Origin of the sequence: Nostoc sp. (assembly GCF_036917415.1) — a bacterium.
Classification (GTDB): domain Bacteria; phylum Cyanobacteriota; class Cyanobacteriia; order Cyanobacteriales; family Nostocaceae; genus Nostoc.
In genome coordinates, this window is the sequence record NZ_JBALDJ010000048.1 from 1 (window position 1) to 11,744 (window position 11,744).

14 protein-coding genes are annotated in these 11,744 nt (G+C 41.7%); 7 read left to right on the forward strand and 7 right to left on the reverse strand.

All coding sequences use genetic code 11. From position 1 onward, the window contains the following. Positions 1-228: 228 nt before the first annotated feature. The 5 genes from V7K41_RS08425 to V7K41_RS08445 all read left to right on the forward strand — a co-directional run bounded on the left by V7K41_RS08425 (position 229) and on the right by V7K41_RS08445 (position 2,596). Complete coding sequence (locus V7K41_RS08425) at positions 229-564, forward strand: DUF2499 domain-containing protein (protein ID WP_334847260.1); 336 nt, start codon at positions 229-231, stop codon at positions 562-564. Then, a complete protein-coding gene (locus V7K41_RS08430) occupies positions 561-863 on the forward strand; it encodes a DUF3593 domain-containing protein (protein ID WP_334847198.1) in 303 nt (100 codons plus the stop codon). Before V7K41_RS08425 ends, V7K41_RS08430 begins: the two co-directional genes overlap by 4 nt. Positions 864-907: 44 nt before the next feature. Then, complete coding sequence (gene hisA, locus V7K41_RS08435; protein ID WP_334847199.1) at positions 908-1,681, forward strand: 1-(5-phosphoribosyl)-5-[(5-phosphoribosylamino)methylideneamino]imidazole-4-carboxamide isomerase; 774 nt, start codon at positions 908-910, stop codon at positions 1,679-1,681. Beyond that, positions 1,678-1,857 (forward strand): hypothetical protein, encoded by a 180-nt coding sequence (locus V7K41_RS08440; protein WP_334847200.1) that lies wholly within the window; start codon positions 1,678-1,680, stop codon positions 1,855-1,857. Before hisA ends, V7K41_RS08440 begins: the two co-directional genes overlap by 4 nt. Positions 1,858-2,191: 334 nt before the next feature. Next, complete coding sequence (locus V7K41_RS08445; protein WP_334847201.1) at positions 2,192-2,596, forward strand: hypothetical protein; 405 nt, start codon at positions 2,192-2,194, stop codon at positions 2,594-2,596. A 181-nt stretch (positions 2,597-2,777) separates the two neighbouring features. Here the strand turns inward: V7K41_RS08445 and V7K41_RS08450 are convergent, their stop codons facing one another. Then, entirely contained in the window at positions 2,778-2,969 is a 192-nt protein-coding gene (locus tag V7K41_RS08450; protein ID WP_292872983.1) for a hypothetical protein, read from the reverse strand. A 410-nt stretch (positions 2,970-3,379) separates the two neighbouring features. Next, positions 3,380-3,985 carry a DUF3318 domain-containing protein gene (locus tag V7K41_RS08455; RefSeq protein ID WP_292872981.1) on the reverse strand — a complete coding sequence of 202 codons (606 nt, stop codon included), beginning with the start codon at positions 3,983-3,985 and terminating at the stop codon, positions 3,380-3,382. Between the two features lie 233 nt (positions 3,986-4,218). On the opposite strand from V7K41_RS08455, the gene V7K41_RS08460 reads away from it, so the two are divergent. Beyond that, the gene (locus V7K41_RS08460; protein ID WP_104906465.1) at positions 4,219-4,479 is read left to right on the forward strand and encodes a hypothetical protein; all 261 of its coding nucleotides are present in this window, start codon (positions 4,219-4,221) and stop codon (positions 4,477-4,479) included. A 72-nt stretch (positions 4,480-4,551) separates the two neighbouring features. On the opposite strand, the gene V7K41_RS08465 is transcribed toward V7K41_RS08460, so the two are convergent. From V7K41_RS08465 to V7K41_RS08485, 5 genes are all read right to left on the reverse strand, one after another. Further along, positions 4,552-6,231 (reverse strand): iron uptake porin, encoded by a 1,680-nt coding sequence (locus V7K41_RS08465; protein WP_334847262.1) that lies wholly within the window; start codon positions 6,229-6,231, stop codon positions 4,552-4,554. A 131-nt stretch (positions 6,232-6,362) separates the two neighbouring features. Next, positions 6,363-6,992 (reverse strand): Crp/Fnr family transcriptional regulator, encoded by a 630-nt coding sequence (locus V7K41_RS08470; RefSeq protein ID WP_334847202.1) that lies wholly within the window; start codon positions 6,990-6,992, stop codon positions 6,363-6,365. A 430-nt stretch (positions 6,993-7,422) separates the two neighbouring features. Then, positions 7,423-8,091, reverse strand: coding sequence for a phosphate signaling complex protein PhoU (gene phoU, locus V7K41_RS08475; RefSeq protein ID WP_104906467.1), 669 nt, complete (start codon positions 8,089-8,091; stop codon positions 7,423-7,425). Positions 8,092-8,119: 28 nt separating this feature from the next. Next, on the reverse strand, positions 8,120-9,439 hold the full coding sequence (locus V7K41_RS08480; RefSeq protein ID WP_334847206.1) for a PAS domain-containing sensor histidine kinase: 1,320 nt from the start codon (positions 9,437-9,439) through the stop codon (positions 8,120-8,122). 53 nt (positions 9,440-9,492) lie between these two features. Then, positions 9,493-10,245 carry a response regulator transcription factor gene (locus V7K41_RS08485; RefSeq protein ID WP_334847208.1) on the reverse strand — a complete coding sequence of 251 codons (753 nt, stop codon included), beginning with the start codon at positions 10,243-10,245 and terminating at the stop codon, positions 9,493-9,495. A 515-nt stretch (positions 10,246-10,760) separates the two neighbouring features. On the opposite strand from V7K41_RS08485, the gene V7K41_RS08490 reads away from it, so the two are divergent. After that, the gene (locus V7K41_RS08490) at positions 10,761-11,744 is read left to right on the forward strand and encodes a hypothetical protein (RefSeq protein WP_334847209.1); all 984 of its coding nucleotides are present in this window, start codon (positions 10,761-10,763) and stop codon (positions 11,742-11,744) included.

An 11,744-nucleotide genomic window follows, 5' to 3' on the forward strand; every position in this document is an offset into this window, starting at 1 on the left:
ACGTTGAGCCTCTGAAGGTGAACGTTGAGCCTCTGAAGGTGAACGTTGAGCCTCTGAAGGTGAACGTTGAGCCTCTGAAGGTGAACGTTGAGCCTTTGAAGGTGAACGTTGAGCTTTTGAACTCGGAATTTTCAAAATTCTAAAACAACAAGTGAAAATTTTGTTTGAACTAAAATGAAATTTAAACTACATATCACCTTGACAGGACTACTCCCCACTCCCCACTATATGCACACCTTATCGATTCCCACCTGGATTATTCATGTTTCTAGCGTTATTGAGTGGATTGTCGCCATTTGGTTAATCTGGACTTACGGCGAACTCACTAATAACCGCAGCTGGTGGGGATTATCCCTTGCCATGTTACCAGCTTTAGTCAGCGCAATGTGTGCCTGTACCTGGCATTATTTCGAGAACGCCGAATCTCTGGAATGGCTGGTAACGCTTCAAGCTACCATGACTTTAGTTGGTAATTTTACACTTTGGGCAGCCGCGTATTTGATTTGGCGTTCTACCAAATCTGTTAACACTGTTGAACCAAAACCTATTAAATCAGAGCAATGATTTCTAAAGAAACCCTGTTTGCACTTTCACTGTTTCCCTATTTGGGTTTCTTGTGGTTTATCAGCCGCAGTCCACAAATGCCGCGTTTAGCGCTGTATGGATTTTACGGCACTCTCGTTTTTGTTGCCATTACCATCCCGGCGGGGATTTATGCTGTATTGCATTATGGCAAGTCTTTGGCCAATGTGGATTGGTTGCACGGTGGTGCAGAACTATTTTTGACGCTTTCTAACATCTTGCTTGTGCTGGGTTTTGGGCAAGCTGTAAGGCAATTAAAAATGAAAAATGAAAAATCGTAAATTCAGCTATAGCTAGCGTTTTGATTGCAATGAGGAAGAGTTAAATGGACGTAATTCCAGCGATTGATTTACTAGAAGGCCGCTGTGTGCGACTGTATCAGGGAGACTACGATCGCTCGCAAGTTTTTAGCGAAAATCCTGCTGATATTGCCAAACAGTGGGTAGATCAAGGTGCTACTAGATTGCATATAGTTGATTTAGACGGTGCGAAAGCAGGTAAAGTAGTAAACCTAAAAGCAATTGAAGCGATCGCTCAAGCAGTATCAGTACCGATTGAAATTGGTGGAGGATTGCGCGATCGCACCAGCGTGCAACAGGTATTCAATCTAGGCATACAGTGGGCAATTCTTGGAACCATCGCCGTAGAACAACCCCAGTTAGTCCAAGAACTGTGTGAAGAATTTCCCGAACAGATTATTATCGGTATTGATGCCCGTAATGGCCTAGTTGCAACTCGCGGCTGGTTAGAAACCTCGGAAGTTTTAGCAACTCAACTGGCTGTACAAATGCAAGAATTGGGTGCAGCCGCCATAATTTACACAGATATCCACCGGGATGGTACACTTACAGGCCCAAATTTAGAAGCTTTGCGAGAACTTGCAGCAGCAATTTCCATCCCGATAATTGCCTCTGGCGGGGTAAGTTCTATCACCGACTTGTTGAGTTTGTTAGCGTTAGAACCTCAAGGCGTGACTGGTGTGATTGTCGGACGTGCTTTGTATACTGGGGATATTTTACTCAAAGAAGCATTACGAGCGATCGGGCCTGGGCGGATTCAGGATATTCCACCGAATCTCGGTTTTTCTAGCTTTGCTTGACATTTTCTTGGCAAGACCGCTATCAAAATTTAGAATCACCCTGGTTGCGCTGGTGGGATAATCAGGGTAATTTGCTACATACAGGATGGGAGCGATGTCTCCGACGGGCTACGCCTACGCAACGCTTGGCTGCTAAACTGAGAGAATTAAATATTAACCCCGACCAGTTAGTTTAATTATTTTGGCAACTATCTTTAGATAGATAGGGTAAACACTACGCGATTTCTCATTAGAAATCCCTTGCTAGTGGGAAAAAATCTGTGTTTCATATTGAATTCATTTTGTCAAGGTGCAATTCCTTGTATAGTTTAATAAATCAGCAAGGCCCTCTATGGACTGAATCTATATTCATGCTTTCAGTAGATGCAGTTATGACTTTACAAATGTGATTATATATATGTTCTCAAACAATAAATAGTTGCTGTTGTTCAGATAAAAAAATCAGATTTTATCCGAGTTCAGTAACTTTGGTTTTTAGCAAATTGTTTGATGTTTTGAGAAGGTAAGACAATGAATAATATCCTAAAGCGCACACTTCTACCCAGCTTGATGGCTGCCAGTTTAGCTGGTGTCACCTTAGTTCCCGCAAAACCCGCTGCTGCCGATGACCAAGTACTAAGAGATGTAGGTATTGGGGCTGTTACCAATGTGGTAACAGGAGCTGTTAGGGGAAATGGTAGTGTATTAGGCAATGCTGTTAAGGGTAGTGTGACTGGCGCAGCCGTCAATAGTGCAAATGGTCTGAGAAGCACCCATAATCGCCGTCACCGGAACGCTGCTCAAGATGTCGGTGTCGGGGCAGGGACTAGTGCATTGACTGGTGTAATCACTGGCGATAGCAGAGATACCCTTGGCAATGCTGTTGATGGTGCTGCTGTAGGTGGAGCAATCCATCTATTAACCAATCACAAATAATTCCTAAATTCATCAACTGAAGTACTTTACCAACAGTTAACGCACTTATCTCTCCCTAACTCCTCTCCCTCCTAAAAGCAGCAACCTCCCTTCTCTATTAGAGAAGGGAGGTTGCTGGCTTATATTTATTTGAGATATATGCCACCGTTAGATCGGATGACGTTAGGTTTAATAGTAATCCTTAGCCCTTCAACGCCTTTCTAAAGTTTCGACGATAAGATTGATTTGTAATAAACAAAGCTGGCCATAGCAAAGATAAACCAATCCGATTGGTGAAAGTTGGATTAAAATTAGTTCGTCCAAACCCATTCCAAAACTTCCAAGCGCCGCCTCCGTAAACCACTATCAAGCCAATAAAAATTAAGGTACCCATTCCTATCAACTCCGTTAGTAACTGACAGAATTTAAGTTAAGTTTTGCCACACGAGGTAATCACCTCATAAGCAACACCGAGAAGGTATGACAAAACTCCCCAGTTTTTCATATCTAAGTAAGTTAAACACACATCTCTTATTCCAGTGTAGAATAGCCTCATGGATTGCAGCCAGTTGAAGCCTCATGGATTGCATTTTGTTGTCTCAACATTAGAAGTCTTGGTCTAAATGCACAAAGCCACAGTTGTTACTGAAAGCTTGCTGGAGTTCTAAAAAGCGATAAATTATGCTGAGACAAGACCAAAACTTCATCTAAAATTTAGAGGTTTTTGATTGATCGCTCTCAAAAACTGATAGAAACACCTTTGACTTTAAATGTTGCTACAAATGGGCAGCAGAAACATTTATTCTACTTATCATAACTTTCTGGTATACCTACTGGTGATAAACCTGCGATCGCTCGTAAGTTTTGGCAACGAATCAACTCAGTAAAATTGAAACTGGAACGCCCTTCAATTTTGGCTACCGCTTCAATTGCAGATAATAGGTGCTGTGCTGCTTCAGCTTCTGAATAACCGCGCCGTTGTGCGATCTTAATTGCGGCTGCATCGGCATTTAACTCTGACTCTTGAGATTTATTAGTGCGCCAGATCCTCCAAGCAGCGATCGCACTTAATCCCCCAGCTACGGCAACGCCCACCACATCTGACTGTGCTGCTTCCAAGAATCCGCCTAACAGCCCAGCTAACACCACACCTTGATAAATGTCGGGTTTAAACCACTTCACCCCCGTCAACCAGCTAACCATTTGCAACAGCAGCAAGTCTCGTTGCGGCTTTGGCAAGCGACGCCACAAATCAAAATTAATATATATCGGTCGCGCTTGGTTCCAGGGTTGGGGAAAGGAAGCATCAATCACTTTTGCTTGCTCTGGCTTACTGACGATTTTTGTCGTCATCCGACCCGAAGCAGGCATCACATCTAACAAACGGCGAATTTCAACATTTGGCTCCATAAATTTAATTATTAGCCATAATGTGCATAGTAACTAGGTGTGTAAAAAATAAAGTTTTCATGTTAACCTTTGATTTATGAGATGCTTTGGCAGTCTTGAATAAATTCAGAACGAGCCATAAAAATATTGATGAAGCAGTTTGATAGTGTGGCGGGATTTTATAGTATTCGTTTGCCGCCAAATTCAAAACTTCAAAGTTTTGGCTTGCCATTAAGACTATATTTGTTAACTACATGGACGCTTTTGCTACCCTCCCACCTGAATGGACAAATAAGGCAATACATGCATACAACTTTTGCTGTCCTAACTGCCACTCAAGTAGCCTAGAAGCTGAAAAAGTTTGGCTAAATCGGCGATCGCCTGTACTTACAGAAGACCGTCGTCGCAAATGGCAAGAGTTTTACTACTGTCACTGTGGTTCTGTGTGGTGGGCTTGGAGTAGCGATCGTCCCCCAAAAGATATATCCAATCAGCCAGATTATAATCCTACATAGCTAATTTTCTTTTTAAATAAAACCCCACCTAAAAGTGGGGTTTTGTTTATCTAATTCTGAGCTTTGCCAATTTTAGAAGGTGAAGGTAGTACGTAGAGTCCCTACGTATTCAGTGTCGTTAGCGTCGTTGTGCTCTGGATTGAAGATTACCAACAAACCAGGTGTTACCTGAATATTATCGGAAACCTTGTATTTGTAAAGACCCTCTAAGTGATAAGAAGTACTGTCGTCGAAGGTAGTATTGCCGGCGACATTTTTGATGCTACCACCAGTAACTCTGGGTGGTTGACCAAAGATGATACCTAAAACGTTGCCTTCTCCACCAAAGTCTTTCAAAGCAAGCGAGCCAGCCCAGTACCAAACATCTGCGTCTGTACCCGCATTAGCACCAGTAAGAGCATCAGCAGTTGTATAACCCCCCCAACCACTAATAGCCAAGGTAGAGCCTAGTTGGAAGGTAGCTTCTATACCGTAGTTATTGGATTCAGTGCGAGTACCAGCCCCAAAGGGATTATTGGCAAAGGCGCTACCTGTTCCTTGGAAGAGACTGTTAGCTGCATTACCAGCGAAGTAACTACGGGCGTAGGTGAGACCAATATTGAAGGCTTTGCTAGGTTTGAAAGTTAATTGACCGAAGATGGTGTTATCACCATCGAAAAGCCCATTATTAAGACCGGAATTATTAGCACCAAAGATGTTACCAGCACCACTTGAAGGTGCTAAATAAGCACCAGTCAAACTGATAGCTTTGTTGGGATTTAAAGTAACAGTCAAAGCAGCAGAATTTTGACCTTGACGGTAAATCGGGCTAAAACGTCCATAGCGAGAGAGCGCACCTCTAGCAGAGCTTGTAAAATCAGGGTTGAAGGTGTTTACGTTTTCGTATAATTCACCACCACTAGCGTCAACTTTGACACGCGCCGCGTCAGAAAAGTTGAAAGCGTAGTTGATTTTATCAATCACAACCGAGTTGCCGTTATCTCCATCAAAACTCAAACGGGTCATGTTAGTACCAGTACCGGTTGCAACACCACCAACAACGTTACCAACATTAGAAACGGTATTGTTAGCATTCAAACGGATTTGCAACTGGTCTGTACCAGTGAAACTGCTCAACAAGTTCAAACGAACGCGATCGCTAAAAGTGGTGTTAGAATTCAAGTCTTGAGTAGGAGCACCACCAGGAACTGCTCTAGTGTCGCCAAAAACATCAGACACGGCGAAAATTGCTTCTCCAACCAACTTGGTGGTAGTGGAGAACTGGTTAGCTTCCAACTCAGAAGTGCGGGCTTCTAGGCCATCAACACGACCACGCAGAGTTGCTAGTTCAGCAGCATATTCTTCTTGTAAGCGCTGTAAAGTAGCTAAATCTTGTTTGCTAACCAAATCGGCAGTAGCTGTAGCAATCAGTTCATTAACCCGGTCTAGACAGGCATTCAAACCTGCGGCAAATTCATAACGGGTTAAAGCACGGTTCCCACGATAAGTACTGTTAGGATAACCTGCAATACAGCCGTAGCGTTCAACTAGAGATTGTAAAGCTTGGAACGCCCAATCTGTAGGCTGCACATCCGAAAACTGAGAAACTGATGTTACCTGACTCATGTCGTTAGACTCTTGAGTTTCAGATAACTGACCAACATTTGTTACCTGTTCGTTGACTTCAGCAGCTAAGGCACTATTAGCAACGAAAAATGTAGCGGCTAATACAACCGGACTAACCTTAAAAAGATTCCAGAATCGTTTTTTCATGTTTTTAATTTCACTCACACCTACAATAATCCAGCCATGAGAAAATGCTTTAAGCACTTCTGTTTTGTGGATTTCACACACAATCACAGCAACGATTATACCTTTATCCTGTGATTATTACAAGCAATTAGTTAGCATACTGCTGAACTATAATTTTTAATTAATTTATTTGGTAAGCGCAAAATAATGCGGCGTTTGTGACGTAAAACTGTTCCTTCTTCCTCTAACTGTTGTAAGAGTCGGGTAACTGTTACTCGCGTAGTATTTAACACTTCAGCAATATCTTGATGGGTAACATTTAAATCAATAAGCTTGCCCTTATCTACGTCACGTCCAAATTTTTCACTTAACCATACTAAAAACTGCCATAAGCGTAGCGAAATTGGTTTTCGATGCACAATGCTTAATAGATCCTCTGCTTGTTGAATATGAGACAACAAAGCATTAATATCCTGATGCCACAAATGAGGTGGCACAATGCTTACTTCCACACCCGTGAGACATTCAATCTGGTAGGGCTTGACTCTAGACAAAGGATAGCCAATCAGATCCCCTAATCCCCAATAACCGAGAGTGATGAATGTTCCATCTTCACTCCACGTTAAGGTACGAACTGCACCGTATTCAATCCGCCAAAGCACGTCATTGTGAGGTGGAATTACCTCCCGACGGGTAAATATCTGCTGGGGTAGTTGTCTGCTGAAAGCAGAGCTATTTGACAAGGCAGAAGAGTTTAAAGTAGAACTTGTGGAATACATCATTAACCGTAACTACATAATTATCAGGGAATCTCGCTATTTACAATGATTAAGAAACTCTAATAATTTGTATTAAAAACTACCTGTATATCTGAAAGTCTATTCTTCTCAATCAGAGCTAGAGACTAACTCAAAATCTTCTAATGATAACAACTTTTGCTTAAGGTATTTATCAGTGAGATATAGCCAAAATTTTTAGTTGTTTATCTGTTACTTTAATTGTGTAAGTTTAAGAATAGGTAAGCTTTTAGTAAAATATTGAATTAACTTATTTTTAATTATTTGGTATTTTCTGAAAACCAAGTAAGTATGGAGGCGCAAATAATTATCAAGATAGTAGGGTGGAATGGCGCTTACTAAATCGCTGGATTTAGATCCCCCGACTTCTTGCAGACTCCTGGAGGGTAGAAGTCGAGGATCTGGGCGGCATCAATTAGGAGCGTTGACCGGTGACAATATATGCTACCCTTTGACCGATATTCGTAGCGTGATCTGCCATACGTTCCAGACAACGAATTGCCAGTGCCAGCAGTATAATTGGCTCGACTACACCAGGCACATCCCGTTGTTGGGCTAAAGTCTGATAAACGCGATCGTAGGCATCGTCTACAGTATCATCCAGATGCTTTAAACGGCGTCCACCGGCTTCATCAAAATCCCCCAAAGCCTTTAAGCTAGTTGCTAGCATCGCCTGCGCGTGAAGGGACATAGCTTCAATATCGGGCATTGACGTATGAGGCGCGTAAGGAAAAATTTTAATCGCAATCTCAGCTAAATCCTCAGCATAATCGCCAATGCGCTCTAAGTCTCGCACCAGCTGCATAAAGGCACTCAAGCAGCGCAAATCTGGAGCTGTAGGCGCTTGTAGCGTCATAATCGCCGTACAGTCTGATTCGATTTGACGATAAAAGCGATCAATCTTTTTATCTAATCGGGGGAGTTCCTCAGCTGCTGTTAAGTTACGAGCAAATAACGCTTGGTGGCTGAGGCGAAATGATTGTTCTACCAAGGCACCCATGCGTAATACATCCCGTTCTAAGCGCCTAATGGCGCGTGCGAGTTGTGGTCTTTGAGGATTGGGAGTATAATCGACAGCTTTCACACTTGTTGTCTCAAAGGTGAAGATATTACTAACTATAGTCTTGGCTTACGGAGTTTGCCATAACTTCCGAAAATTGGAGTTGCATCCACGCACCCCCAGTTTCTGGATGGTTCATCGCTTTGATTGAACCACCGTGGGCAATTACAATTTGCTCAACGATCGCTAATCCTAATCCATTGCCAACGATCGCTCCTATAGAGTTACTATCTTGGGGGGAATGAGTTCGCGCTTTATCTCCTCGATAAAATCGCTCAAAAACGTGGGGTAAATCTGCCTCCGAAAACCCAACTCCAGAATCAATAAGACTTATTTCCAAAATTGAGGATGCAGGATCGTTATCCTTTGTTGATAAGATTTTCGCTTCAACGTAAATGCTTGTACCAGGAGGACTGTACTTAATGCTATTGTCTAGCAAGTTGAGAAAAACCTGGTAAATCCGGGCTTTATCTGCCTTAATCCAAAGATTTTCTGGGCCAGAATAAGAAAAAGACAGATTTTGGCGTTGTGCTAAGGGTTCTAGTGTTTCCCAAACAGATGCAATGAGTGATCGCAATTCTACAGCTTTAGCTTGCAATTGCATATTTGGGTTTGCTTCCATTTGGGTCAGGTCTAACCAGCTTTGCACCAAGTTAATCAGCCGATCAACTTCTTGCATGAGGCGGTTAACCCAGCGATTTAAAGGTGGTTCTAAGCGGTTTTGTAAAGTTTCTACAACTAAGCGAATCGAAGTCAAGGGCGTTCTGAGTTCGTGTGCTAGATCGGAAAAAGAGCGATCGCGTGCTTGATTTATATCTAATAGGGGTTGACGATTTTCTAAAAAGACTCCCACTTGTCCATTGGGTAAAGGCAAGCTAGAAGCCCGCAAAGCTAGAGATTTGATTGTTGCCATCTCTGCTGCATCATCACAAGATGGATGAAATATCCATTCTCCCGTTTGTGGTTTTTGGCGATCGCGAGTTTGCTCAATTAAATGGTCAAGTTCGTAAGACCGTACCAACTCCAATAACAAGCGCACTTGTTCTGGTTGCCACCTTTGCAGATACAAAATTTCCTGCGCCTGTCGATTACACCACAGTAGTTGATTTTCCTCATCCACCTGCAAATATCCCACTGGGGCAAAATCTAGCAGGTCTTGATAAGTTTGCAACGACTGTTGCAAATCTTGCTGCTGCTGTTTCACCATCGCTATTTTCTGCTGCAACCCAGGAATCAGCAGCAGTCCCATCTTGTCAGAATGAGAGGTTAGCGGTCGGAATAAGCGCCCCAGGTAGCGGTTAAGTTGAACCTGTTGCCAAACCCAAAACCCAATGCCTACCGTTAAACCCAGAAAAAATCCCAATAAAAGCATTTGAGTTGTTAGTTTCTTGGTGACTACTAAAAACTAACAACTATCCCAACTAATTATCCAAACCTATAGCCAAAACCTCGTACAGTCACAATATATTCGGGATGACTGGGGTCTTGCTCTAATTTTTCGCGCAACCACCGAATGTGAACGTCTACAGTTTTACTATCGCCGACGAAATCTGGTCCCCAAACCTGATCGAGTAACTGTTCCCGTGACCATACCCGGCGAGCGTAACTCATAAACAGTTCCAGCAAGCGGAACTCTTTAGGAGAAAGACTCACTTCTTGACCGCGAACCAGCACCCGACATTCTTGAGGATTCAAAGTAACATCTTTGAATTTTAATACAGGTATTTGTGGTAAATTACTTAGGCGTTGGCGGCGGAGTAAAGCGCGACAACGAGCAACTAACTCGCGCATACTAAAGGGTTTGGTCAGGTAGTCATCTGCACCCACCTCTAACCCCAAAACACGGTCAGTTTCACTACCCTTAGCACTGAGCATTAAAATAGGTACTGGGTTGCCTTGATGACGCAGTAAACGGCAAATATCTAGCCCATTGATTTGCGGCAGCATCAAATCAAGAATGACCAGATCGAAGGGAAGTTCCCCTGAATTGGTTTCAAAACTTTTGAGATACTCTATAGCAGACCGCCCATCGCGAGCTGTTATCACCCCGTAGCCTTCTTCTTCCAGAGCTACAGCTAGCATTTCCTGAATTAATTCTTCATCTTCTACTACTAGAATACGGCTGGTTTGTCCAATGTCCGTTCTGGCAGAGTATTTGGTCGATTCACTGGTATACATTGATATCACAAAAGTCTAGGACTGTGCTTGTATCAATTAGGATTATTAAATCTATTATCTCGCCTTACTGCAACCACACTTCTACTAGGGTTAATTCTTTTAGATTTTCTTTACAAAAAGTAACATACACCACAGCAGTCTCCTAAATCATAAATAACTGTGCCTGCAAGCTTCTAAATAGTTTTTTTAATTAAGGACTTTAAATTTTCGATTCTGTCTTCACAAGATGGAAAGACATTATTGCATGAAGAATTATCTTGACAGAGGAAATTAATTTAGGTATATTTATTTTAGTACAAAAGTACTATCAAGACCTAAAGGGAAAACTATACCTGAAAAATAGAAAGACATATATGTGGAAAATTCGTACCCACTAAGTCTCAGATGTAGATCATTTCAGTATTTACACCGCGTTAAAAATGTTGATTCACAGGCTACTCTGATGTCTGCATAGGGTAGTCATTGGTATGGCTTGCTACCCAATAAATAATTTGCCTATTGAAGGGAGTTGGAAGATGACTACAGTTGGAGTCAAGGACAGCAAACAACAACTAATGCAAGCATTTCAACAAATTATTATCCAAAGAAAAAAACTTGAATCTAAAATAGCAACCAAACAAGAGGAAGCAGAAAAAGCAAAAAGTCAAGGAATTCTGCAAGCAGCTTCTGCATATACAGTTGATAGTATTGTCAAAGGTTTAGCTGATTTACAATTGGAGTTTGGCAGTATTCTCAACGGATTATCTGAAAAACTAACTCAGGAAAATTCCAAGTTAGATGAATTAAACCGAGCTATAGAAATTGAAACTCAACGCCTACAAGAACTGCAACAAATTAGAGTTGTAGCGGATACTCTAGACGTTTTAAGTCAAGAACACCAAGAAAAACTAAAAATTCTCGAACAAGATACTATTAGCAAAAGGGAAGTACTAGAGAAAGAAATTACAATTAGACGGAAAGAATGGCAAAAAGAGCAAGCAGAGTATGAAGAAAAACTCCAATCATACAATGATTCATTAACCAAAGATCGCCAGCAACAACAAGAAGAATTTCAGTATAAGTTACAAACTACTCGTAAACTCAATACAGACAGCTACGAAGGCATAAAGCGCCAACAACAAAGGGAAATACAAGAAAATTCTCAAAATAAAGAGAAAGATTGGGCAGAACGAGAAAAAATCTTCGCTGAACGCCAACCACTCTTTGCAGATTATCAACAAAAAGTAACTACATTTCCTAGCGAACTGGAAGAAGCCGTTAAGAAGGCTAGAGAAGAAGCAATTAAAGAAACAAGCCAAAAAGCTAAAATTGAGGCTGATTTATTTGAAAGAGAATGGGAATCTAATAAACAGAGCTATGAACAAAAAATTCAATCTCTGGAAGAAACAATTAAGAAACAATCTGAGCAAATAGAAGGCATTTCTGCTCAATTGCAAACTGCATTAAAACAAGCACAAGACTTAGCTATGAGGGCTTTTGGTAGTTCTAACCCTAAATAG